This is a genomic window from Nonomuraea sp. NPDC001699, assembly GCF_053596455.1.
Map to the genome: position 1 here is coordinate 1 of NZ_JBSFGF010000011.1, position 21,102 is coordinate 21,102.

The window sequence follows — 21,102 nt, forward strand, 5'->3', positions numbered from 1 at the left end:
GTGATCGTGGGAGCGCCCCACTTCTTCTCCAGCACGACGTTGCGCCCCTTGGGACCAAGGGTCACCTTGACGGCGTCGGCGAGCTGGTTCATACCACGCTCGAGACCGCGCCGGGCGTCCTCGTCGAACATGATCATTTTCGAAGCCACTGCTGCTCCTCGCTGTAGTCGGGGGTCGGGCCGGGACGGCGCCCGCGACGGAAAGGCCCTGCATGCGGGCCCCGCCGCCCCGGCGCGCGCCTGTGGTCGGCACTGTCCGGGCGCGAGTGCCAGGCGCCTCCAGCACTCTACACACAACTTGCGTGCCACGCACAACATGCGCGACGCGCAACAGGGGGTAGAGTGCGGGCATGAACGACGACGCCGTCGACCTCCGGGCGCGCCACAAGCAGGCCACCCGTGAGGCGATCAGCCACGCCGCGCTGCGCCTGGCCATCGAGCAGGGCCCCCACGGGCTCGCCCTGGTGCGCGTACACGACATCGCCTCGGCCGCGGGCGTGTCGCCGCGCACGTACAACAACTATTTCTCCAGCAGGGAGGAGGCGATCTGCGCCTTCCAGGCCGACCAGTCCAGGCGGGCGGGGCAGGCGCTGCGCGCCCGGCCCGCGGGCGAGCCGCTCGACGAGGCCGTCATCGCGGCCGTCGTCGAGCTGTACACCGACCCGGAGCCGGACAAGGCCGGGCTGCGCATGATTATGTCCACGCCGGAGCTGGAGGGCGAGGCGCTGAAGGCGTTCAGCGTGGCGGAGGGAGCCCTCGCCGAGGCGATCGCGGCGCGCACCGGCACCGACGCCGAGCACGACCTCTTCCCCGCCGTCACCGCCGCAGCGGTCGCGGGCGCGGTCCGCGTGGCAGGGCGCCGCTGGCTCGCGCCAGGCACCACCGCCTCCTTCGCCGACCTGCTGCGTGAGGCGCTGTCCTGCGTGGTGCCCGCGGGGCCACCCGGAAGGTGAGGTCAGTGTTCGCCGTAGTGGCCCGCGACGGCGGCGAAGACGGCCTTGGGGTCCCAGGGCAGGCCGGGGTAGGCGGTCCCGAGGCGGTCCTCGTACACCTTGACGATGCCGTAGGAGGCCAGGTCCAGGTCGTCACGCGGGTCGCCGTCGGGGCGGTGCGGGTGGTCGCGCAGCGCGAAGGTGAACACGAAGGCGCCGTCCACGCCGGCGGCGTCGAAGATCTCCAGGAGCTCGCGCACGTACGCGGCCTGCCCGTCCTCGTCCCGGACGTGTTCGCCGGTCAGCCGGAGGGGTGCGCGGGTGCCCTTCTCGTACTCGACGATCTCCAGGCCGAGCGCGCCCCGGTCACCCGCGCCCCGGTACGTCGCCGAGCCGAACTCGGTGATCGCGACCGGCCTGCCCTGCGCGACGAGGGTGCGCACGCCCTGCTCGAACACGCCGGCGATCTCGGCCGACCGGTAGAGGTCCACGGAGACGAGGTCGAAGGGCGTCCAGTCGACGGCTTCGAGCGGCACGGAGGCGTAGGTCACCCGGCCGCCGAACCGCTCGCGCACCACGGCCACGGCCCGGCCGAGGAAGTCGTTGACCCGCGCGCCGACCCCGCCGACCAGCTCGCGCACCCGTTCCGGACGGCTCAGCAGGGCGACCCGCTCGTCGATGTCGTCGCCGGGCAGGAAGTCCTTGTTCATCAGGCACAGCTCGGCCCCGGTGACGAAGACGACCTCGGCGCCGCGCCGCCTGATCCGTTCCGCACGTTCGGCGCAGTCGGCGAACAGCGCCAGCATCTCCTCCTCGGTCAGCTCCAGCGGGTAGGGCGAGAACCAGACCTCCAGGCCGAGGTCGGCGGCGTGGCCGGCGGCGATCTCCAGGCGTTCGGGGTCGCCGCCCATGACGCGGACGGCTGTGCAGTGCAGGTCGTCCCGGATGATGCGCATCTCGCGCGCCACCACGTCGGGGTCGAACCCGGGGTGGCCGATCGATCCGTTGACGACGAAGCCGGTGTCGTAGCTGATGCCTTTGGCTCGCATGATGGCGTCCTCTCCATTTACGGTACTGAACGTACCCTAACCGACTTGCGGTACGGTCAGTACCCTCAGGCCGAGGAGGGCGGGCGATGACCGAGGCGAGCGGGCGGACGCGGCGGCGCGGCGCCGCGCTGGAGGAGGCGATCCTCGGCGCGGCGGCCGACGAGCTGACCGCGTCCGGGTACGCCGGGCTGACCATGGACAAGGTCGCCGCCCGCGCCGGCACCAACAAGAACGCCATCTACCGCCGCTGGCCCAACCGCCTGGCCCTCGGCGTCGCCGCCTACAAACGGCTGGCCACGACGGTCTCGCCGCCCGACACCGGGGAGCTGCGCGGCGACGTCCTGGAGCTGCTGCGCCGGGCCAACCGCTACTGGAGCTCGCCCCTCGGCGCGATCCTGCGCGACCTGATCGCCGCCGCCGGCGGCGCCGCCGAGCTCCTGGCCCAGCTTCAGGAGCAGTCGGACGACGCGGTGGCCGCGCCCTGGCTGGCCGTCCTCGAACGGGCGGTGGCCCGCGGCGAGGCCGCCCCCGAGGCGCTGCGCCCGCGGGTCGCCACGGTGGCCATCGTGCTGCTGCGCAACGAGTTCGTGGTGCGGGGAGCGCCCAGCGCGCCGGACGACGTGCTCGTGGAGATCGTGGACCAGGTCTTCCTGCCGCTGGTCCGGCGGCGTCAGGGCGCGTGAGGAAGGCTCACCAGAGCCGGTCGATCTCTCCCGGGTGGAGGTCGATGCGCGCGTGGTGGAACGACAGCCGGCGCGCCCGCCCCTCGGACGAGAGGAAGTCGCCCATGGTGACCTTGTCGAACCCGGGCTGGTCGCTGGGGAACGGCGCCTGCGGGGTGCCGCCGACCAGGACCGCGCCGGGGATCGCCGACCAGCCGGCGCTCTCGTAGAAGCCCTGGAGCGGGCGGTCGCAGGTGAACAGGGCCAGGTCGAAGCCCGCATCGGCGATGGCCTCGTGCGCGGCGGTCACCAGGTGGCGGCCGTGTCCCCGGCCGCGGGCCGCCTTCCTGGTCACCACGGTGCTCAGACCGGCGGCGCGGAACCGGTGGCCGGCGTGGGTGAGGGGTTTGGACAGGATGTCCAGGGCGGCCACGACCGTGTCCCCGTCGAGAAGGATCATGGACCGGGGGGCGAGGGCCGGGTCGTGGGAGGGGCCCCCGCCGTCGGGCGCGGGGAAGGAGTGGCCGGGCCAGGCCTCCCGTTGCAGGTCGCGCAGCTGGGCCAGCAGCTCCAGGGGGATGTCCGGCTCGGGGAACGACCTGATGAGCATGGCTCCCGAGTGTGCCCGGCGACGGCCGCGCGAGGCAAACCGATTCCCGGAGGACGGCGGTGGTCAGGGGTTGGGTGGGGGTGTGGCAGGAGGCTTGCCGGGGGTGTCCGCCAGGACGGAGGTCAGGATCGCCAGGATGCGTTCGGCGTCGGTGAGCAGGCTGCCGCTCAGGGCCCAGCCCGCCGGATGGACGACCTCGCCCTTCTGGATCTCCGTCGTCATCTGCTCGTGGATGCGGCCCGCCTGCGCCTCCGCCCGGCCGAGCAGAGTGCGCGCCCTGGACGGGTCCGGGTCCCGGCGTACGGTGGCGGTCAGGGCGTCGCCCAGCAGATCGAGCAGGTCGGCGTAGTCGCGGGCGTAGTCGGGGCTGACGTCGGTCGAGGGCCCGTCGTGGTGTTCGAGGTGGGACAGCGCGTGCACGATCGTGTGCGCGTGCGCGGCCAGCGTGGTCAACCGGCGCAGGATCTGGTCGTGGTCCTGCCCGGCGGCGGCCGGATGAAGGCTGTGGCGCAGGTTGTAGCGGCGGCTCTCGGCGCCGTCGGCCACGGCGGCGGCCGCGTCGGCCAGGCGCTCGTCCAGCCGGACGGCCTGGCGTTCCCAGTCGGGCAGCGCCGAGAGGTTCCACTCGTCCCGTAACCCCTCGGCGACGGAGGTCAGCAGGGCGGCCGTCTCGCGGGCCAGGCGGCGGACGGCGGCGCCGGGCCGGTCGCGGTACAGCGGCGGCCACAACACACTGTTGACCAACGCCCCGCTCAGCGCCCCGATGGCCGTGGCCAGCACGTACGCCAGCAGGTAGCGCTCCTGGGAGGCGGCGGCGAAGGAGAGCAGCAGCACGGCCGTGGTGGCGACGTCCGAGCCGTGGTTGCCCATGCGGTGCCAGCGGGCGGCGACCAGGGCGGGCGGCACGACCAGGACCAGGCTGAGCACGCCCAGGCCGAGCAGGTGCCCGATGCCGCCGGCCAGGATGACCCCGGCGCCGACCGCGGCCACGCGGCGCAGGCCGTTGGTGAGGGTGCGGTACACGGTGGCGTGGACCATGATCACCGCGGTGGCCGGGGCGATCCAGGTGGCGCCGAGCGCCAGCAGCCTGCTGGCCGTCAGCCAGGCCAGCACCGCCGCCAGCGTCGCCTTGGCGATCTGGAGCGCCTGCAGCCGCTGGTACGACCCGGGTTTGGCCAGCCCGGCGGCCTGCCCCCGGACGTACGACACCTCACGCCTGACAGCCGCGGACATCCGGTCACCCCAGCCACGCCACATGACGTGACATTTACTCACATTTAGGACGAGCCGCAAGCACTCCCCCGCGCGAGTCCGAGCACGCGGCGACATGAGAGGATCACGGGCCATGGAGATCATCGACAGCGGCCGGTTCGAGCCCGCCCCGGACGGTTCCGCCCACTTCGCCGAACACCTGAGCGTGCCCGCGCTCAGCTTCGGCACCTACTCCATCCCGGCCGGCGCGACCGACGGCCAGTCGCCGCACGCCGAGGACGAGATCTACGTCGTCACCGGCGGGCGCGCCTCGTTCACCTCGGGCGGCGTCACGGTCGAGGTCGGCCCCGGCACCACGCTGTTCGTCCCGGCCCGCGAGGAGCACCGCTTCCACGACGTCACCGAGGACCTGGTGACGCTGGTGTTCTTCGGCCCCGCCTACAGCGGCGTCCCGGAGGCCTAGCCCCCGCGGGCGACGGCCGGAGAGGACGGTCCGTCCCCGGAGGCGCGAACTCGTGGGCCGCGACCGCGCCACGCGGGCGGAAGGCTGACGAGACTGGAGAACGGGAGCGGCGCGAGCGGCCGTCCCCGTGCGTGTAACCGTTGCCGCCCGGCCCTGACGAGATGAGAGCCCTCATGACTGTCACCCCCGCCCAGCTGCGCGACCTCGCGCGCCGCGCCCAGGACCTCGCCGCCGAGGTCCGCTCCCTGTGTGACGCCGAGCCCGCCGGATCTCCCGAGGGGGACCAGCTCAGGGCGGCGCGGCACGCCGCCGACTGGCTGGACCGGGGCGGGGAGGACCTGCAACGGTCGGCGGGCGACCTGGCCAGGCTCCGCGCCCAGCGCGAGCAGGTCTGCGGCATGCCGTGGGGCGTCTGCCCCGAACACGGCAACACCCTGTCCTACCGGGCGAACATCACCGAGTGCCGCGTCTGCCACCGCACCTGGCCGCAGGACCGGCTCGGCAGGCCCTGCCAGGAGCTGGTCCGGTGGAAGGTGACCGACCAGGCCGGGACGGTGACCAGGATGTGCGACGGGCACGTGCTCGGCGCCCGCGCCGTCCTTCAGGGCGCCACGTTCACCCGGCTTGATGCCGAGGGCGCCCAGGCCTGAACCGGCCCGACAGCACCGTCGCGGTGTTGATCACCGACACGTGGCTGAAGGCCTGCGGGAAGTTGCCGACCTGCCGGTCGTTGACGGTGTCGTACTCCTCCGACAGCAGGCCGACGTCGTTGCGCAGGCTGAGCAGCCGTTCGAACAGCTCGACGGCGTGGCGCCGGCGGCCGGTCGCGGCCAGGGCGTCGGCCAGCCAGAACGAGCAGGCCAGGAAGGTGCCCTCGCCGCCGGGCAGGCCGTCGACGTCCCCGGCCGCGGACCGGTAGCGCAGGACCAGCCCGTCGTGCACGAGGTCTCGGGCGACCGCGTCCACGGTGCCGACGACGCGCGGGTCGTCCGGGGGCAGGAAGCCGAGGCGCGGGATGAGGAGCAGGGCGGCGTCCAGGGCGGTCGAGCCGTAGTACTGGGTGAAGGTGTTGCGTTCGGCGTCGTAGCCGTGGGCGCAGACGTCGTGGTGGATGCGTTCGCGCAGGTCGCGCCAGCGCCCGGCGGGGCCGTCGCGGCCGAACGCCTCGACGGCCTGGATCATGCGGTCGGCCGCGACCCAGGCCAGCACCTTGGAGTGCACGAACTGGCGGCGCGGCCCCCGGGTCTCCCACAGCCCGTTGTCGGGCTGGTCCCAGATGCCTTCGAGGTAGTTCATCAGGGTGGTCTGGAGGTCCCAGGCCTGGTCGTCGATCGCCAGGCCGGACCGGCGGGCCAGGTGCAGGCAGTCGAGGGTCTCGCCGTAGACGTCGAGCTGGAGCTGGCCGGAGGCGGCGTTGCCGACGCGTACGGGCTCGGACCCCTCGTAGCCCGACAGCCAGTCCGCGGTCCACTCGGGGATGCGCCTGCCGCCCTCGACGGTGTACATGATCTGCAGGTCGGCGGGGTGCCCGGCCACGGCCCGCAGCAGCCATTCGCGCCAGGCGCGCGCCTCGGCGTCGTAGCCCGCGGTCATCATGGCCTGGAGGGTGAAGCTGGCGTCGCGCAACCAGCAGTAGCGGTAGTCCCAGTTGCGCGGGCCGCCCAGTTGCTCGGGCAGCGAGGTGGTGGCGGCGGCGACGAGCCCGCCGGTGGGGGCGTAGGTGAGGGCCTTGAGGGTGAGCAGGCTCGTGCGGACGGCCTCGTCGTAGTCGCCGCGGTAGCCGCAGCGGCGGGCCCACTCACGCCACAGCCGCTCGGTGTCGGCCAGGGCCTCGGGCGGGTCGACCGGCTCGGGGCGCGGCAGCCACGACTGCTGCCAGGTCAGCGCGAACGGCACCCGCTGCCCCTCCCCGACGGTGAACGAGGCGGTGGTGCGGTGCTCGTCGTCGTCCGGACACAGCTCGACGGGGGTGCGCAGCCAGGTGGCGTCGCCGCCGGCGACCGCGGCCAGGACGCCGGGCTCGTACCGCAGCCAGGGGATGTCGTTGCCGTAGTCGAAGCGCAGCACCAGTTCCATGGTCATCTCGACGCTGCCGCGCACACCCTCGACGATCCGCACGACGTCGGGGGCCTCGCCCCGGGGCGGCATGAAGTCCACCACCCGGACGCTGCCGTCGGGGCCGTCCCAGGTGGTCTCCAGGATGAGGATGCCCTGGCGGTAGCCGCGCGAGGTGGCCCGGCCGCCGCCGGCGGGGGCCAGCAGCCAGCGTCCGGCGCGCGGGCCGTCGAGCAGCGCGGCGAAGCAGGCGGGCGAGTCGAAGCGGGGCAGGCACAGCCAGTCGATCGAGCCGTCGCGGCCGACGAGCGCGGCGGTGTGCATGTCGCCGATCAGGGCGTAGTCCTCGATCCGCATCGGCGCCCGCTCCTTCCGTCAGGCCACGCGGTGGGGTTCGGCGGCGGCGGCGCGCAGTTCGAGGCCGTGGCCGGGGGCGTCGGGCCGGGGGCGGGCCAGGCCGCCGGAGGGGTCGGCGGCGCCGTCGAACAGCTCGGACTCGATGCGCTGGTGGTCGTGGAACCATTCGACGTGGCGCAGGTTGGCGGTGCTCGCGGCGGCCGGGAGGTGCAGGTTGGGCGCGCAGTGGGCGGACACCTGGAGGTTGTGGCCGGCGGCGATCGCGGCGGCGGCGAACCAGCCGGTGTAGCCGCCGCAGCGGGTGGCGTCGATCTGCAGGCAGTCGACGGCCTGGGCCTGGCACATGCGGGTGAAGTAGGCGGGGTCGCAGCCGTACTCGCCGGCGGTGACGTCGGGGACGGCCCGCTCGCGTACGAGGCGCAGGCCCGGCAGGTCGTCGGAGGAGACGGGCTCCTCGAACCAGGTCACGTCGTGCTCGCGCATGCGTCCGGCCAGGCGGATCGCCTGTTTGGCGGTGTAGCCGCCGTTGGCGTCGACGTACAGCTCGGCCCGGTCGCCGATGACGCGGCGGGCCAGGGCCACGCGGTGCAGGTCGCGGTCGGGGCGGGTGCCGGACGACTCGCCGATCTTGATCTTGACGCGGCCGATGCCCTGCTCGTGGACCCAGTGCGCGAGCTGGGCCGTGGTGGCCTCGTCGTCGTAGGTGGTGAAGCCGCCCGAGCCGTACAGGGGGACCTCGGGCCCGGCGGCGCCGAACAGGCGGGTCAGCGGCAGGCCGAGCAGCCGCGCCTTGAGGTCCCACAGCGCCACGTCGGCGGCCGAGACGGCGTAGCCGGCGACGCCGGGACGGCCCGCGTTGCGCACCTGCCGGACCATCTCGCCGTGCAGGGCGGGGATGTCGGCGGCGTCCGCGCCGGTCAGGACGCCGGCCAGGATCTCGGTGACGACCGCGACCGCGGCGGCGGGGGCGTACGTCCAGCCGGTGCCGGTGAGGCCCGCCGCCGTCAGGGTGACGACGACCATGGTGGTGGACCGCCAGGCCAGCGTCCCGTCGGCCTCGGGCCGGTCGGTGGGGACGCGGTAGGCGGCGGCCCCCACGTTCTCGATCGTGCTCATGACACCCCTGGCCCTACCCGGTGGATCCCGCATGACGCCTCGCCCCCTTTAGGCAACCTGGATTGCCTGATCCCGCGACGGACGCCTAGGGTGGCTGGAATGTCAGTCAAGGAGCCCGCGGACGCGCTCGCGGCCGTGGTCGCGCTGCGCCGCCTGGCCGACCAGCTGGAGGACGCCGCCGTCGAGCAGGCGATGCGGGCGGGCTGGAGCTGGCCGCAGGTGGCCGAGGCGCTGGGCATCACCCGCCAGGCGGTCCACAAGAAGCACGCCAAGCGGCTCATCGCGGCCGGGGTCGAGCTGAGGAGGCGGGCGTGAGCGGCGCGTTCGACACCTACCTGCACGAGGTGCTGATGCGGGGGCAGGCCGAGGCGCGGGCGGAGGGCTCGGCCACGATCGAGGCCCACCACCTGCTGCTGGCCATGGCGGCGCCGGAGGACACCGGGGCGCGGGCGATCCTGTCCGCCGCCGGGCTCGACCAGGCGGGGGTGCGGGCGGCGCTGCGCCGGGAGTTCGAGCACAGCCTCGCGGCGGCGGGGGTGTCGGCGACCGCCTTCGACCTGCGTTCGACGCCCGATCCCGAACGCCGTCCGCAGGTGGGGGCGTCGGTCAAGCTGGCGCTTGAGCGGCTGGCCTCCACGCATCGCAAGAAGGACCTGCGGCCGATTCACGTACTGCTCGGCGTCCTTCAGGCCGAGGTGGGCACGGTGCCGCGGGCGCTGGCCCTGGCGGGCGTCGACCGCGCCGCGCTGGCCGAGCGCGCCCGCGAACTTCTGTGACCCGGTGATGTCGATCCGGCCCCCCGCCGTTCGTGTAGGGGGCAAAGGAGGCATGACGACATGATCGAGACGAAGACCCTGGTGACCGGACTGTGCGTGGCCGAGTCGCCGCGCTGGCACGAGGGCAGGCTGTGGTTCTCCCACTGGGGGGAGCAGGAGATCCTCGCCGTCACCCCGGACGGCGACCGCGAGGTGATCGCCCGCGGCCCGAAACCTGCCGGTTTCTGCCTCGCCTGGCTGCCCGACGGCCGCCTGCTGGTGACCGGCGAGCGCGAGCTGCTGCGCCTGGACCCCGACGGGACGACGGCCGTCCACGCCGACCTGGGCAAGCTGCCGGCCGGGCCGAACGAGGTGGTCGTGGACGGCCGCGGCCGCGTCTACGTGAACTGCGTCGGCTTCGCCTTCGGCCGGGAGGACTTCGCGCCCGGCGTGATCGCCCTGGTCGGCCCGGACGGCGAGATCCGGGTGGTCGCCGAGGACCTGCACTTCCCCAACGGGATGGCGGTGACCCCGGACGGCTCCACGCTGGTCGTCGCCGAGTCCTGGACGCGGCGGCTGACGGCGTTCGACATCGGCGCGGACGGCGGCCTGTCCGGCCGCCGGGTGTGGGCCCCCGTCGGCGGCGACGGCATCTGCGTGGACGCCGAGGGCGCGATCTGGACCCAGGTGGACGACGAGGACGGGGCCGCCTGCGTACGGGTGCGCGAGGGCGGCGAGGTGACCGACCGGATCGACCTCGACCGGGCCTGCTTCGCCGGCGCCCTCGGCGGCCCGGACGGCCGGACGCTGTTCATGACGGTCGCGGTGTTCCCGGGCGTCGAGCGGATGGCGGAGATGTTCGCCGGCCGCACGGGCGAGGTCCGGACCGCCTCGGTGACCGTCCCGGGGCTCGTCTGAGCCGGTTCCCCGGCGGGGCCGCGCCGGCCGGTCAATGGAACTCGGCCTGGAACAGGTCGGCGCAGGTCCCCAGGAAGTCGCCCCAGTCGCCGTTCACGTTGGCGGTCAGCGTGTGCGTGCCCCGGCGGTCGCCCATCGCGTACGTCATCGACCCCTGGATGAACCCGCCGCCGCCCCAGAGCGTGACCCCGGACGGGAAGCGCTGGGAGTAGACGCCGAGCCCGTAGCGCGCGTCGGGCACCCAGCCGGCGCCTTCGGTGGACACGGTGGTGAACATCTCCTCCTGCTGCGCCGGCGGGAGGAGGTGCCCGCCCAGCAGGGCGGCCAGGAAGCGGTGCAGGTCGGCCGTGGTCGAGACCATGCCGCCGGCGGCCCAGGCCCAGGACAGGTCGGCGTCGGTCACGTCGTGGCGGCCGACGTCCTGGCCCGTCTCGTCCTGGCCGGAGTAGTGGCGGGCGTGCGGGTCGCGCAGCCCCTCGCCGGCTCCGGGCAGGTACGTCCCGGTCAGCCCCAGCGGGCCGGCGACGCGGCGGTCGATCTCCGCGGCGAGCGTCGAACCGGACACCGCCTCGACGATCATCCCGGCGAGGTTGTAGTTGACCTTGGAGTAGACGAACCGCCCGCCGGGCTCCTCCGCGGGCGGGGTCTCCTGGCCGGGGATCGCGTCCGGCAGGCCGCTGGTGTGGTTGAGCAGCAGCCGCGGGGTGATGCGGCCGGCGTCGGCGTCGGGGAAGTACTGCTCGACGACGCCGGGCAGCCAGGTGGTCACCGGGGCGTCCAGGTCCAGTTCGCCGTCGGCCGCCAGGCCGAGCACGACCGTCCCGACGAACGCCTTGGTGAAGCTGCCGATGCGGAAGTGCTCCCCGGGCCTGCGGGGGCGGCCGGTCTCCAGGTCGGCCACGCCCGCGGCGCCCGACCACGGCGGCTCGTGGCCGTTCCGGACCTCGACCACGAGGCCGGGGCCGCGGTCGTCGGCCACCAGCCGGTCGATCACCCGCCGCAGCCTCGGACGATCGGCGTGAACCATGGACATGTTGCCTCCAGCGACAGGAAGGGATCGACGAACGCGAGCAACCGTAGTTGACTATTCGGCAGACAGTCAACCACGGTTGCTTATCGCGGGCGCGGAAGGCCCTGGAGGCCGCAGAGGGTCAGGCGTCGCGGCGGGCGGAGGCGATCAGCCGCATCAGCGCGGCGTGCAGGTCCTGGAGCTCGTCGAGGTCCATGCCGAGCCGGGCGACGATGGCCGGCGGGATCTTCTCCGCCTCGGCCCTGAGCTGCCGGCCGGCAGGCGTCAGGGTGACGGCCAGGGCGCGCTCGTCCTTGCTGTTGCGCTCGCGGTGGACGTAGCCCAGCGCCTCCAGCCGCTTGAGCAGCGGGGACAGCGTGCCGGGGTCGAGCTGCAGCAGCTCGCCCAGCTCCTTGACCGACAGCGGCTCGTGCTGCCAGAGCGCCAGCATCACCAGGTACTGCGGATGGGTGAGCCCGAAGGGCTGCAGGAGCGGCCGGTAGAGTCCGATCACGCTGCGCGAGGCGATGCTGAGCGCGAAGCACACCTGCCGGTCGAGCGCCAGCAGGTCTGTCGCCTCTGTCACAGGCTCCATGCGTGTCCGCCTCCGATGCCGTCTGGTAACTTACTTTGTGTACAAACTAATAGCCTGCAAATCGATGCCACACAAATCGTACCCGTGGCCGGGCCGCCGAAAGAGGGACGCCTCATGTTTCACCGCAAGCCCCTGGAGGAGCGCATCGCCGAGCGCCAGGCCAAGCTGCCTCCGTTGAAGGAGGGCAAGCACTTCGAGCACGGCCCGGCCAAGTTCGTGTTCGTCACGCTGCTCGTCGTGGTGGTGGTCACGCACCTCGTCGGCCTGGCCATCGTCATGCACTTCGCCTGATCTGCCGGGAACATCCCGGAAGCGGGTGCCGTTACATCCATCGTGGCCGGTGTGCCCAGTGTCCCCGGGCCTCACCTATCGCCTTCGCGGACTACCGTTCGGCTGGAGCCGCGTTGTGCCCCTCGCCGAGAGGCGACACGCACACCGGTACGCACGCGTTGAGGGCCCCCCGCCCGTCCCGGCGGGGGGCCCTCGCGCGTCCCGGGCCCCGGCGGGGCGACCGGGTCAGGAACGGGGCCAGGGGCGGCCGGCCAGGCGTTCGATGTCGGTGTTGAAGCGCCGGAGGTAGTCGGCGAAGGCGGTGACGTCCTCCGGCGACCAGTCGGCCATCACCTTCTCCAGCCCGCGCACGTTCTTCGCCCGCTCCTCGACAAGGCTCCGCTCGCCCTCCGGCGTGAGCCGGAACTTGCGGGCGATGCCGCCCTCGGGGTCGGGGATGCGTTCGACCAGGCCGGCGCGCAGGAGGGCGGAGGTGTGCCGGTTGAGGGTGGAGGCGTCCAGTCCGAAGGCCTCGCTGAGCTGCCCGATGGACATCGGGCCCGAGCTGTGCAGCCGCCTGAGCAGGAGGTGGGCACTGCGGTCGTAGTGCCGGTGCCGGCCGAGCAGCATCGTCTCGAACTCGATGAGATGTGTGGGCTTTTCCATCCCAATCCCCCCTTTCGCGAGGTATGTGCACCTTACATGAATTGTGTACGTAACACATGATGTGTAGCGTGCACATCCTTCGACGACGGGAGAACAACGTGGGGGGCTCCACATCCACCGCCCGCCCCGGCGGCATCGTCAGCGTGATGGCGGTGGCCGGCATCGTCGCCTCGCTCATGCAGACCCTGGTCGTGCCGCTGGTCGGCGAGCTGCCGCGGCTGCTGCACAGCACCGCCTCCGACGCCTCCTGGGTGATCACCGCCACCCTGCTGGCCGGCGCCGTCACCACGCCGGTCACCGGACGCCTCGGCGACCTGTACGGCAAGCGCCGCATGATGCTCGTCTGCACGGCGCCGCTGATCGCGGGGTCGGTGATCTGCTCGCTGGCCGGGTCGCTCACGCCGATGATCGTCGGCCGCGGGTTACAGGGCATGGGCATGGGCCTGATCCCGCTCGGCATCAGCGCGCTGCGCGACCTGCTGCCGCCCGACCGGCTCGGCCCCTCGATCGCGTTGATGAGCTCGTCCATGGGCATCGGCGGGGCGCTGGGCCTGCCGGTCTCGGCCGCGGTCGCCGAGTACGCGAGCTGGCGGGTGCTGTTCTGGGGCTCGGCCGTGCTGAGCGTGCTGATCGCCGTGCTGATCCGGCTGCTGGTCCCGCCCACTCCCCCACTGCCCCGCGAGGGCGCGGCCGGGCGGCTCGACGTGCCGGGCGCGCTCGGCCTGGGCGCGGGGCTGGTGTGCCTGCTGCTGGGGGTGTCCAAGGGCGCCGACTGGGGCTGGGCCGGTGGCACCACGCTCGGGCTGCTCGGCGCGGCCGTGCTGGTCCTGCTGGTGTGGGGCCGGTGGGAGCTGCGGGTCCGGGAACCGCTGGTGGACCTGCGGGTGACCGCCCGGCGTCAGGTGCTGCTGACCAACCTGGCCTCGATCGTGGTCGGCTTCTCGATGTACGCCCAGGCGCTGATCGTCATGCAGATCCTCCAGCTCCCGGCGGCCACCGGCTACGGGCTGGGCCAGTCGATGCTGGCCGCCGGGCTGTGGATGGCCCCCTCCGGCCTGATGATGATGGCGGTCTCGCCGCTCGGCGCGCGGCTGTCGGCCGCCCGCGGCCCCAAGGTCACCCTGATCGCCGGAAGCCTGGTCATGGCGCTCGGGTACGGCTCCTCGATGGCCCTGCTGGGCTCGGCCTGGGGCATGCTGGTCGTCACCTGCGTGTGCAGCCTCGGCGTCGGCCTGGCCTACGGGGCGATGCCCGCCCTGATCATGGGCGCGGTGCCCCGGTCGGAGACCGCCGCGGCCAACAGCTTCAACACGCTGATGCGCTCGATCGGGACGACGGTCTCGGCCGCGGTCGTCGGCGTGATCCTGTCACAGATGACGATCCGGCTGGGCGCGCACACGCTGCCGTCGGAGGCCGGGTTCCGCGTCGGGATGCTGGTCGGCTGCGGGGCGGCGCTGGCCGCGGCGGCCGTCACCATGGCACTGCCCGCCCGTCCCGGCGACCACGCGGCCGGGGACGAGGCCGCCGCACCCGTCTCGCCCGCCCGCCGCTGACGGCGGGACGGGCCGGTCGCCGCGGCCGGCTGTCGGGGCCGCGGCGGTTCGGACGGCTCAGCCGGTGAGGTCGCTCTTGTAGAAGACGGTCGCCCGGAACTCGTCGGGACTGCCGCTGATCTTGCTGGAGAAGCCGAACGCCAGACGCGGCCCGTCCGACGATCGCCAGATCGCCATGCCCTGAGGCTCACGACCGGGCAGGGACTCGCCCGCCCTCGTCCGGTAGACCTCCTCCACCGAAGCCCCGGCCTTGTTCATGTCGAGACGGACCAGATAGGAGGGCTTGGCAGGGTCCGAGGGCTTGGCGGGCGGGCCGCCGTAGGAGAGGTACACGTACTGGCCGTACGAGGTCACGCCCTGGAAGTGGTCGGATTCGGAGAGGCCGAGCTCGGCGTTGGTCGGGAGAGCGCGCTTGGCGAGGGCGGGAGTGGTGTCGCCGATGCCCTTGCCGATGACGGCGGGAAGGTCGAACAGCGCCAGGCGCCACGGGCTCGTCGTCCCCATGTACCGAACGAGCAACCGGTTGGTGTAGGGATCGATCGAGGGCCTCGGACAGTCCCGGAAGTCGGAGAGGCCGATCGGGAAGTTCCGAACCCCCGCGTCCTTGTAGCCGAGCGCGCCCCCGTCCCTGTACTTGACGCGGCAGATCGTGTGGCTGTTCGGGGCCGTGCCGGCGGACAGGCTCCTCCAGTCGCCCGCGAGCCAGATGTAGGGGGATTCGGCGGTGTCCGGCTGGATCGCCATCGACGAGCCGTGATCGAACCCGTGCAGCGCCATGGCGCCCAGCACCTTGCCGTGCAGGTCGGTCCTGGTCACCCAGAGGTCGCCGTTCGTGCTGCCGACCTTGGTCTGCACGAAGTAGATGTGCCCGTGGACGTGGTCGAAGGCGAAGGACTGCATCGCCCAGTAGGGCTGGTGGAGTGTGGCCCGTACGACGGGGTCGCCGCCGGCCCCCTCGAAGACGAAACGCTGCGACGCCGGGACGGTCGCGTACGCCGGTTCGGCCGCGAAGAGCGCCAGGCCGCCGCCCGCGGCGGCGGCCGCCATCCCCGCCCCGGTCCTGAGGAGCGCGCGACGGCTCACGGCAGATGTTCCGCTGATGTGGGGATTTTCACGCAAGTGCATCACCCTGCTGGTCGTTCGGCCGTTGTGGTGGATCATGATCAACCTAGCGGTCGGGCCGAGGGCGTCGAAGACAGAGACGGCAATCGGACGAGCGGAGCGGCTCCGACCTCTTGAATTTCCGACACTGTTGGTAGGAAAGTAAGGCAATAGCGGTTCTCGTCACTGGGAGGAAACGGTGCCCTTGCCTGATTTCCTGATCGCGGGAGTGCCCAAAGCGGGGACGACGGCGCTGCACACCGCGCTGCACCCGCACCCCGACCTGTTCCTGTCGCCCATCAAGGAGCCGAAGTTCTTCCTCACCGACGGGCCACCGCCCGGCCGGGGCGGACCGGGCGACGCCGAGACCTACCGGGAACACGTCTGGCGGCGCGCGGACTACGAAGCGCTGTTCGCCGCCGCTCCCCCCGGCACGCTCGCCGGCGAGTCCACCCCCTTCTACCTGTACGACCTGGACGCCCAGCGGCGCATCCGCGAGACGATCCCGCACGTCCGGCTCATCGTGAGCCTGCGCGACCCGGTCGAGCGCGCCCACTCCAACTGGACCCACCTGTGGTCGGCCGGCCTGGAGCCGATCGGCGACCTGGTCCGCGCCTGCGAGGCCGAGCCGGACCGGGTAGCGGCCGGATGGGCGCACTTCTGGCACTACACCGGCCTCGGCCGGTACGGCGGGCAGCTCGCCCACCTGTTCACCCTGTTCCCGCGCGACCAGGTGCTGATCTTCCGCTACCGGGACATCGTGGACCGGCCGGCCGAGACCCTGGACCGCATCTGCGGCTTCCTCGGCGTACGGCAGGGCCTGCTCGACGGCGTCCCCAGGGAGAACGTGACCGCGCATCCGGCCCCCGGCGCGCGGCACGCGCTGCTGTCCATCCTGCGCCGCACCCTGCCCGCGCCCCTGTCCGGGCCGCTGGAGCGGCTGCTCCAGCGCAGCGGCCGGGCCCGCCGGCCGCTGGAGTGGGAGCAGCGGCAGCGGCTGATCCGCTACTTCGCCGCGGACGTCGAGCTGCTCCAGCAGGTCACCGGCGAGGACTTCAGCGACTGGCTGCGGCCCCGGGAACGTTCGGGCGGCCTGGTCGGCAGCCGGCCACCCGGCCAGCGCCAGGCCAGAAACGGCCGCGCCCACTGACCGGGTGCCGGGGGCCGGGGCCAGAGGGTCGGGGTCGGCGCACTCCGGCCCGGCCCGGCCCGGCGCCGGGGTCGGGGCCGAGGCCGGGCGGGTCGCGGTCAGGGGGCCGGGCGTAGTTCCGTGCGCAGGTCGTGGGCGCCGTCGGCGCGGGTGTACTCGTAGTAGAGGCGCAGGCGGCCGTCGGGCAGGTCGACGAAGTGGAGGTAGCGCAGGCCCCCGCCGTGGTGCGGCGACATCGCGGCGGGCCGGTCGCCCAGGGCGGTCAGCGCGTCGGGGTCGGCGCCCACGGCGACGCCGGTGCGCTCCTCGTAGTTCTCCTCGGCGCTGGCCCGGCCGTCGTAGAAGGCCACGACCCGGTCGCCGTCGAAGCGCACCGCGCTGATCCGGACGCCGCGCGCGTCCCACAGGCCGGGGCGGCCGGTCAGGGCGGTGCCGTGCCAGGTCCAGTCCAGGCCGTCGGCGCTGGTGGCGTAGTCGGTCACCATCTGGTCGGCCTCGTCGGGGTCGGCCAGCGGGTGACAGGAGGCCCACAGGTGCCACACGTCGCCGCGCCGCACGATCACGGTGTCCTTGACCCCGGTCTTGGGGTCGCCGGGCAGCACGGTCGTCCGGGTGCGCGGGTCGAACGCGGCGGGGTCGTCGGCCTCCACGACCTCCACCCGCCAGTGCTTGGTGCCCGGCGTGGCACAGCTCAGGTACAGCCGCCAGCGTCCCTCGGGGGTGCGGACCAGGGCGGGCCGTTCCAGCGACTCGGCGTGCATCTCCTCGCGGGTGATCGTCGTCAGCGGCTCGAAACGCTCGCCGTCGGCGGAGCGGGCGACCACGACCGCGTACCCGCGGCCCTCGCCGACCGGGCGGCGCAGGCGGTAGGCGAGGTAGATCAGGCCGTCGGCGGCCACGGCGCTCGGCGCCCCGGCCCAATGGCCGTGCGCCGGGACCGGCGGCTCGACCGCCACGACGGCGCGGCCGGGATCGGGCAGCAGGGCGTTCTCGTCGATCGGCATGGAACCGAGGCTAGGCCAGGACGTGGAGCCGGACATGGCTGCTTACCTCTCCTTGGGATTATCCTTATTACCTATAGACTTTATGGGGTTATGGCGTCCCGCCGCATGCCCGGCACGCCGGAAGGCCCCGGCTTCTCAGCCCTCCCGCCCGCCACCGGGGTCTCCTCGGGGGCCGGGCTCGGGTGATCAATGACGAATATGCTGGGCGGATGCCAACCCCTGAGTTCGTCCTCGCGTTGCGCGAGAAGATCGGCACCGAGCCGCTGTGGTTGTCCGGGGTGACCGCGGTCGTGCTGCGCGAGGACCAGGTGCTGCTGGTCCGCCGTGCCGACACCGGCGCCTGGACCCCGGTCACCGGCATCATCGACCCGGGCGAGCAGCCGGCCGACGCCGCGTTGCGCGAGGTCGCCGAGGAGACCGGCGTACGGGCCGTCGCGGAACGGCTGGCCCTGGTGGACGTCACGCGCGAGGTCACCTACCCCAACGGCGACCGGGCCCGCTACCTCGACCTGGTGTTCCGCTGCGCCTGGCGGTCGGGCGACCCGTACCCGGCGGACGGCGAGAACAGCGAGGCCCGCTGGTTCCCGTTGCGAGCCCTGCCGGACCTGACCGCCGAGATGCGCGCCCGCCTCGACGCCGCCCTCACCGACGACCCGGCCGCCCGCTTCCGCACCACCGCCCCATGACCCCGCGCCGGACGGATCCCTTCGGCGACGCTCCGGGCGGTGGCGTGGCGGGGGCGCCGTCGAGCGATCTATGGTGGTGGGCGGATGCGGAAGGATCGGGCCCATGGCGGGAAAGACCATCATCCTGACCGGCGCGAGCGACGGCATCGGCCGCGCCGCGGCACGCGCCCTGCGGGAGCGGGGCGACGAGGTCGTCGTCGGCCGCTCGGCAGGCAAGACCGAGGCGCTGGCCAAGGAGCTGGAGGCCGACCACCACGTGGCCGACTTCGCGCGCCTGTCGCAGGTACGCGCCCTGGCGGCCACCCTGCTCGACCGCCATCCGGCCATCGACGTGCTGGTCAACAACGCCGGGGCCATCATGGGCTCGCGCACCACGACGCCCGACGGCCACGAGGCGACCTTCCAGGTCAACCATCTGGCGCCGTTCCTGCTGACCACGTCGCTGCTGCCCCGCTTGCTGGCCTCCGGCGGCACGGTCATCACGACCTCCAGCCTGGTCAACACCCGTGCCCGCCTCGACCTCGACGACCTCGACGCCGTCCGCCGCTACTCGGGCAGCCGGGCCTACGCCAACTCCAAGCTGGCCAACATCCTGTTCACCCGGGAGCTGCAGCGCCGCCACGGCGCGGACGGCCTGGCCGCGGCCTCCTTCCACCCCGGCGTGGTGGCCACCAACTTCTCCGGCGGCGGCGACAGCACGGCGCGCCTGCTCTACCACACGCCCCTGAAGCGGCTCCTGCTCACGCCCGAGCAGGGCGCCGACACCCTGGTCTGGCTGGCCACCGCGCGGCCGGGCGCCGACTGGACCCCCGGCGGTCACTACGAGAAGCGCCGCCCCTCGGCCGTCCACCGCCTGGCGGACGACGCCGACCTGGCACGCCGCCTCTGGGACCGCAGCCAGGCCCTCGTCGAGACCGCCTGACCACTCCTCGCTCCTCTTCGTCGGCGCCAAGAGCTGAACTTCCTACCCCGTCATGCCGGTGTTAGGTCAGGCACGGCATCCTGGAGGCCCCGGAAGGAGAGAGATGCCGCCACGTCCCAGGTTGCCCGCCCGCACGGCACGGCTGCGCTTCACCGTCCTGTACGGCGGGCTGTTCCTGGCCTCCGGCGCGGCCCTGCTGGTCCTGGTCAACCTCGTCGGCCTGCCGATGTCGCGGACCGAGCCCGCGCCGGGTCCCTCCGGCGGCGGGACGGCCCTCGACCAGGCCCAGGAGCACGTCGCCCTGCTCCAGGCCCAGCTCGCCGACGTGCACGCGACCCAGTCGCGCCAGCTGCTGGCCGGGTCGGTGCTCGCGCTGGCCGTCATGGCCGTGGTGTCGATCGTGCTCGGCCGGGTGGTGGCGGGCCGGGTGCTGCGGCCGCTGCGGACGATCACCGCCGCCACCCGCCGCATCTCCGCCGACAACCTGCACGAGCGCCTGGCCGTGCCGGGCCCGGCCGACGAGGTCAAGGATCTCGCCGACACCATCGACGGGCTGCTCGCCCGGCTGGAGGGCGCCTTCGCCGCGCAACGCCGGTTCGTCGCCGACGCCTCGCACGAACTGCGCACGCCGCTGGCCACGATGCGGGCCCGGCTGGACGTGGCCGTGGCCAAGCCGGAGCCCGTACCGGCGCAGACGTTGACGCTGGCCGACCGGCTGCGCACCGACCTCGACCAGGTCGACCGGCTCCTGGAGGGCCTGCTCGCGCTGGCCCGCGCCCAGCACGGCAGCCTGCCCGACGCCGCCGCGATCGCGCTCGGCGACCTGGTGGCGCGGACCCTCGACGCCCGCGCCGCCGACCTCGCGGCCCGGCGGCTCGCCGTGGACGACGAAGGCGTCCAGGACGGGGTCCGGACGGTGGGAAGCGTGGCGCTGGTCACCCGCCTGGTGCACAACCTGATCGACAACGCGATCGTGCACAACCGGGGCGGCGGCTGGATCAGGGTCGAGGCCGTGGCCGACGGCCGGTGGGCGCGGCTGGTCGTGGAGTCCGGCGGCGACCTGCTGGACCCGGCGCAGGTGGCCCGGCTGGGGCGGCCGTTCCAGCGGCTCGGCGCGGACCGTACCGGATCGGGGGACGGCTCCGGGCTCGGCCTGTCGATCGTCGCGGCCGTCGCACAGGCGCACGGCGGCGGCCTCGACCTGGCCGCCCGCCCCGAGGGCGGGCTGCGCGCCACCGTGCGGCTGCCGGCATGAGGGTGCTGGTGGTGGAGGACGCGCGGCCGCTGGCCGCCGTGCTCGCCGAGGGCCTGCGCGACCAGGGCATGGCCGTGGACGTCGCCCACGACGGGCTGGAGGCGGCGGCCAAGCTCGACCTCAACCCCTACGACGTGGTGCTGCTCGACCGCGACCTGCCGGGCATCCACGGCGACACGCTCTGCCAGATGCTGACCGACCAGGACGAACGTCCCATGGTCCTGATGCTGACCGCGGCCGGCTCGCCCGGCGACCGGGTGAGCGGCCTGACCCTGGGCGCCGACGACTATCTGGCCAAGCCCTTCCACTTCCCCGAGCTGGTCCTGCGGGTACGGGCGCTGGCACGCCGCCGTCCCGCCGCCCGGCCGCGTACGCTGCGCGCGGCCGGGATCGAGCTCGACCCGCTGCGGCACACCGTCACCCGGGACGGCCGCCCGCTGGAGCTGTCGGTCAAGGAGTTCGCCGTGCTGGCGGCGCTGCTGCGCGTCTCGCCCGGCTTCCTGAGCACCGAGTCCCTGCTCGAACAGGTCTGGGACGAGCACGCCGACCCGTTCACCAACACCGTGACCGTCACCGTCGGCCGTCTGCGCCGCAAACTGGGCGATCCACCGGTGATCGCCACCAGGCCGGGCGTCGGTTACCGGATCGGCTGACGGGGTCGTCCGGCGCGTCCCGGATGCTCCGGCTCGACGTCGGACCACGGGCTGATGCGCGGCGGCGTCCCGTCTGCGATCGTGAGGGCGTGAGATCGGCCGGCGATCGC

At 73.4% G+C, this 21,102-nt stretch carries 24 protein-coding genes; 14 read left to right on the plus strand and 10 right to left on the minus strand.

Annotation, left to right across the window (positions count from 1 at the left end; genetic code table 11):
* Nucleotides 1–349 precede the first annotated feature (349 nt).
* A complete protein-coding gene (locus tag ACWCSU_RS29685; RefSeq protein WP_449939362.1) occupies nt 350–952 on the plus strand; it encodes a TetR/AcrR family transcriptional regulator in 603 nt (200 codons plus the stop codon).
* A 2-nt stretch (nt 953–954) separates the two neighbouring features.
* Here ACWCSU_RS29685 and ACWCSU_RS29690 read toward each other — a convergent pair whose 3' ends face one another.
* On the minus strand, nt 955–1,980 hold the full coding sequence (locus ACWCSU_RS29690) for a hypothetical protein (RefSeq protein ID WP_449939363.1): 1,026 nt from the start codon (nt 1,978–1,980) through the stop codon (nt 955–957).
* A gap of 86 nt (nt 1,981–2,066) precedes the next feature.
* On the opposite strand from ACWCSU_RS29690, the gene ACWCSU_RS29695 reads away from it, so the two are divergent.
* Complete coding sequence (locus ACWCSU_RS29695) at nt 2,067–2,663, plus strand: TetR/AcrR family transcriptional regulator (RefSeq protein WP_357697152.1); 597 nt, start codon at nt 2,067–2,069, stop codon at nt 2,661–2,663.
* 7 nt (nt 2,664–2,670) lie between these two features.
* Here ACWCSU_RS29695 and ACWCSU_RS29700 read toward each other — a convergent pair whose 3' ends face one another.
* Together ACWCSU_RS29700 and ACWCSU_RS29705 are read right to left on the minus strand one after the other, a co-directional pair.
* Nucleotides 2,671–3,252: a GNAT family N-acetyltransferase gene (locus tag ACWCSU_RS29700; RefSeq protein WP_449939366.1), complete on the minus strand. Its 582-nt coding sequence runs from the start codon at nt 3,250–3,252 to the stop codon at nt 2,671–2,673.
* Between the two features lie 63 nt (nt 3,253–3,315).
* Nucleotides 3,316–4,485 carry an FUSC family protein gene (locus ACWCSU_RS29705; RefSeq protein ID WP_449939369.1) on the minus strand — a complete coding sequence of 390 codons (1,170 nt, stop codon included), beginning with the start codon at nt 4,483–4,485 and terminating at the stop codon, nt 3,316–3,318.
* Between the two features lie 112 nt (nt 4,486–4,597).
* On the opposite strand from ACWCSU_RS29705, the gene ACWCSU_RS29710 reads away from it, so the two are divergent.
* On the plus strand, nt 4,598–4,927 hold the full coding sequence (locus ACWCSU_RS29710; protein WP_357697148.1) for a cupin domain-containing protein: 330 nt from the start codon (nt 4,598–4,600) through the stop codon (nt 4,925–4,927).
* Nucleotides 4,928–5,100: 173 nt separating this feature from the next.
* Nucleotides 5,101–5,577 carry a hypothetical protein gene (locus ACWCSU_RS29715; RefSeq protein WP_357697146.1) on the plus strand — a complete coding sequence of 159 codons (477 nt, stop codon included), beginning with the start codon at nt 5,101–5,103 and terminating at the stop codon, nt 5,575–5,577.
* Here ACWCSU_RS29715 and ACWCSU_RS29720 read toward each other — a convergent pair.
* Both ACWCSU_RS29720 and ACWCSU_RS29725 read right to left on the minus strand, forming a co-directional pair.
* Entirely contained in the window at nt 5,543–7,339 is a 1,797-nt protein-coding gene (locus ACWCSU_RS29720; RefSeq protein ID WP_449939373.1) for a glycoside hydrolase family 15 protein, read from the minus strand. The genes ACWCSU_RS29715 and ACWCSU_RS29720 overlap by 35 nt on opposite strands.
* A gap of 18 nt (nt 7,340–7,357) precedes the next feature.
* Nucleotides 7,358–8,455 carry an enolase C-terminal domain-like protein gene (locus ACWCSU_RS29725; protein ID WP_397039390.1) on the minus strand — a complete coding sequence of 366 codons (1,098 nt, stop codon included), beginning with the start codon at nt 8,453–8,455 and terminating at the stop codon, nt 7,358–7,360.
* Nucleotides 8,456–8,554: 99 nt separating this feature from the next.
* Between ACWCSU_RS29725 and ACWCSU_RS29730 the strand changes: the two genes are divergently transcribed.
* The 3 genes from ACWCSU_RS29730 to ACWCSU_RS29740 are packed head-to-tail and all read left to right on the plus strand — an operon-like array spanning nt 8,555 to nt 10,128.
* On the plus strand, nt 8,555–8,770 hold the full coding sequence (locus ACWCSU_RS29730) for a hypothetical protein (RefSeq protein ID WP_357697141.1): 216 nt from the start codon (nt 8,555–8,557) through the stop codon (nt 8,768–8,770).
* Nucleotides 8,767–9,231, plus strand: coding sequence for a Clp protease N-terminal domain-containing protein (locus tag ACWCSU_RS29735; protein WP_449939377.1), 465 nt, complete (start codon nt 8,767–8,769; stop codon nt 9,229–9,231). The genes ACWCSU_RS29730 and ACWCSU_RS29735 overlap by 4 nt, the downstream gene beginning before the upstream one ends.
* Before the next feature lie 60 nt (nt 9,232–9,291).
* Entirely contained in the window at nt 9,292–10,128 is an 837-nt protein-coding gene (locus ACWCSU_RS29740; protein ID WP_449939380.1) for an SMP-30/gluconolactonase/LRE family protein, read from the plus strand.
* A 31-nt stretch (nt 10,129–10,159) separates the two neighbouring features.
* On the opposite strand, the gene ACWCSU_RS29745 is transcribed toward ACWCSU_RS29740, so the two are convergent.
* Together ACWCSU_RS29745 and ACWCSU_RS29750 are read right to left on the minus strand one after the other, a co-directional pair.
* Nucleotides 10,160–11,161, minus strand: a complete 1,002-nt coding sequence (locus ACWCSU_RS29745) for a serine hydrolase domain-containing protein (RefSeq protein ID WP_357697134.1) — start codon at nt 11,159–11,161, stop codon at nt 10,160–10,162.
* Nucleotides 11,162–11,279: 118 nt separating this feature from the next.
* Nucleotides 11,280–11,732 (minus strand): MarR family winged helix-turn-helix transcriptional regulator, encoded by a 453-nt coding sequence (locus ACWCSU_RS29750; protein ID WP_387682213.1) that lies wholly within the window; start codon nt 11,730–11,732, stop codon nt 11,280–11,282.
* A 114-nt stretch (nt 11,733–11,846) separates the two neighbouring features.
* Between ACWCSU_RS29750 and ACWCSU_RS29755 the strand changes: the two genes are divergently transcribed.
* The gene (locus ACWCSU_RS29755; protein ID WP_189650423.1) at nt 11,847–12,023 is read left to right on the plus strand and encodes a hypothetical protein; all 177 of its coding nucleotides are present in this window, start codon (nt 11,847–11,849) and stop codon (nt 12,021–12,023) included.
* 225 nt (nt 12,024–12,248) lie between these two features.
* On the opposite strand, the gene ACWCSU_RS29760 is transcribed toward ACWCSU_RS29755, so the two are convergent.
* Nucleotides 12,249–12,668, minus strand: coding sequence for a MarR family winged helix-turn-helix transcriptional regulator (locus tag ACWCSU_RS29760; RefSeq protein ID WP_357697131.1), 420 nt, complete (start codon nt 12,666–12,668; stop codon nt 12,249–12,251).
* A gap of 98 nt (nt 12,669–12,766) precedes the next feature.
* Here ACWCSU_RS29760 and ACWCSU_RS29765 point away from each other — a divergent pair, with 98 nt between their 5' ends.
* A complete protein-coding gene (locus tag ACWCSU_RS29765) occupies nt 12,767–14,221 on the plus strand; it encodes an MFS transporter (protein WP_397039395.1) in 1,455 nt (484 codons plus the stop codon).
* Nucleotides 14,222–14,278: 57 nt separating this feature from the next.
* On the opposite strand, the gene ACWCSU_RS29770 is transcribed toward ACWCSU_RS29765, so the two are convergent.
* Nucleotides 14,279–15,304 carry a phage baseplate protein gene (locus ACWCSU_RS29770; protein WP_357697126.1) on the minus strand — a complete coding sequence of 342 codons (1,026 nt, stop codon included), beginning with the start codon at nt 15,302–15,304 and terminating at the stop codon, nt 14,279–14,281.
* Nucleotides 15,305–15,521: 217 nt separating this feature from the next.
* Between ACWCSU_RS29770 and ACWCSU_RS29775 the strand changes: the two genes are divergently transcribed.
* Nucleotides 15,522–16,472: a sulfotransferase family protein gene (locus ACWCSU_RS29775; RefSeq protein WP_357697124.1), complete on the plus strand. Its 951-nt coding sequence runs from the start codon at nt 15,522–15,524 to the stop codon at nt 16,470–16,472.
* A 98-nt stretch (nt 16,473–16,570) separates the two neighbouring features.
* Here ACWCSU_RS29775 and ACWCSU_RS29780 read toward each other — a convergent pair whose 3' ends face one another.
* A complete protein-coding gene (locus ACWCSU_RS29780) occupies nt 16,571–17,476 on the minus strand; it encodes a glycoside hydrolase family protein (RefSeq protein ID WP_364087582.1) in 906 nt (301 codons plus the stop codon).
* 209 nt (nt 17,477–17,685) lie between these two features.
* On the opposite strand from ACWCSU_RS29780, the gene ACWCSU_RS29785 reads away from it, so the two are divergent.
* The 4 genes from ACWCSU_RS29785 to ACWCSU_RS29800 all read left to right on the plus strand — a co-directional run bounded on the left by ACWCSU_RS29785 (nt 17,686) and on the right by ACWCSU_RS29800 (nt 20,992).
* Entirely contained in the window at nt 17,686–18,162 is a 477-nt protein-coding gene (locus tag ACWCSU_RS29785) for an NUDIX hydrolase (RefSeq protein ID WP_449939388.1), read from the plus strand.
* Nucleotides 18,163–18,265: 103 nt separating this feature from the next.
* On the plus strand, nt 18,266–19,084 hold the full coding sequence (locus ACWCSU_RS29790) for an SDR family NAD(P)-dependent oxidoreductase (protein WP_449939389.1): 819 nt from the start codon (nt 18,266–18,268) through the stop codon (nt 19,082–19,084).
* A gap of 103 nt (nt 19,085–19,187) precedes the next feature.
* A complete protein-coding gene (locus tag ACWCSU_RS29795) occupies nt 19,188–20,339 on the plus strand; it encodes a sensor histidine kinase (RefSeq protein ID WP_449939391.1) in 1,152 nt (383 codons plus the stop codon).
* A complete protein-coding gene (locus ACWCSU_RS29800; protein WP_357697115.1) occupies nt 20,336–20,992 on the plus strand; it encodes a response regulator transcription factor in 657 nt (218 codons plus the stop codon). The genes ACWCSU_RS29795 and ACWCSU_RS29800 overlap by 4 nt, the downstream gene beginning before the upstream one ends.
* Nucleotides 20,993–21,102: the final 110 nt, after the last annotated feature.

Bases quoted from the DNA above. Each gene is read 5' to 3' on its own strand.
- ACWCSU_RS29685 (WP_449939362.1), top strand. From the start codon at position 350: ATGAACGACGACGCCGTCGACCTCCGGGCGCGCCACAAGCAGGCCACC.
- ACWCSU_RS29690 (WP_449939363.1), bottom strand. From the start codon at position 1,980: ATGCGAGCCAAAGGCATCAGCTACGACACCGGCTTCGTCGTCAACGGA.
- ACWCSU_RS29695 (WP_357697152.1), top strand. From the start codon at position 2,067: ATGACCGAGGCGAGCGGGCGGACGCGGCGGCGCGGCGCCGCGCTGGAG.
- ACWCSU_RS29700 (WP_449939366.1), bottom strand. From the start codon at position 3,252: ATGCTCATCAGGTCGTTCCCCGAGCCGGACATCCCCCTGGAGCTGCTG.
- ACWCSU_RS29705 (WP_449939369.1), bottom strand. From the start codon at position 4,485: ATGTCCGCGGCTGTCAGGCGTGAGGTGTCGTACGTCCGGGGGCAGGCC.
- ACWCSU_RS29710 (WP_357697148.1), top strand. From the start codon at position 4,598: ATGGAGATCATCGACAGCGGCCGGTTCGAGCCCGCCCCGGACGGTTCC.
- ACWCSU_RS29715 (WP_357697146.1), top strand. From the start codon at position 5,101: ATGACTGTCACCCCCGCCCAGCTGCGCGACCTCGCGCGCCGCGCCCAG.
- ACWCSU_RS29720 (WP_449939373.1), bottom strand. From the start codon at position 7,339: ATGCGGATCGAGGACTACGCCCTGATCGGCGACATGCACACCGCCGCG.
- ACWCSU_RS29725 (WP_397039390.1), bottom strand. From the start codon at position 8,455: ATGAGCACGATCGAGAACGTGGGGGCCGCCGCCTACCGCGTCCCCACC.
- ACWCSU_RS29730 (WP_357697141.1), top strand. From the start codon at position 8,555: ATGTCAGTCAAGGAGCCCGCGGACGCGCTCGCGGCCGTGGTCGCGCTG.
- ACWCSU_RS29740 (WP_449939380.1), top strand. From the start codon at position 9,292: ATGATCGAGACGAAGACCCTGGTGACCGGACTGTGCGTGGCCGAGTCG.
- ACWCSU_RS29745 (WP_357697134.1), bottom strand. From the start codon at position 11,161: ATGTCCATGGTTCACGCCGATCGTCCGAGGCTGCGGCGGGTGATCGAC.
- ACWCSU_RS29750 (WP_387682213.1), bottom strand. From the start codon at position 11,732: ATGGAGCCTGTGACAGAGGCGACAGACCTGCTGGCGCTCGACCGGCAG.
- ACWCSU_RS29755 (WP_189650423.1), top strand. From the start codon at position 11,847: ATGTTTCACCGCAAGCCCCTGGAGGAGCGCATCGCCGAGCGCCAGGCC.
- ACWCSU_RS29760 (WP_357697131.1), bottom strand. From the start codon at position 12,668: ATGGAAAAGCCCACACATCTCATCGAGTTCGAGACGATGCTGCTCGGC.
- ACWCSU_RS29780 (WP_364087582.1), bottom strand. From the start codon at position 17,476: ATGCCGATCGACGAGAACGCCCTGCTGCCCGATCCCGGCCGCGCCGTC.
- ACWCSU_RS29785 (WP_449939388.1), top strand. From the start codon at position 17,686: ATGCCAACCCCTGAGTTCGTCCTCGCGTTGCGCGAGAAGATCGGCACC.
- ACWCSU_RS29790 (WP_449939389.1), top strand. From the start codon at position 18,266: ATGGCGGGAAAGACCATCATCCTGACCGGCGCGAGCGACGGCATCGGC.
- ACWCSU_RS29795 (WP_449939391.1), top strand. From the start codon at position 19,188: ATGCCGCCACGTCCCAGGTTGCCCGCCCGCACGGCACGGCTGCGCTTC.
- ACWCSU_RS29800 (WP_357697115.1), top strand. From the start codon at position 20,336: ATGAGGGTGCTGGTGGTGGAGGACGCGCGGCCGCTGGCCGCCGTGCTC.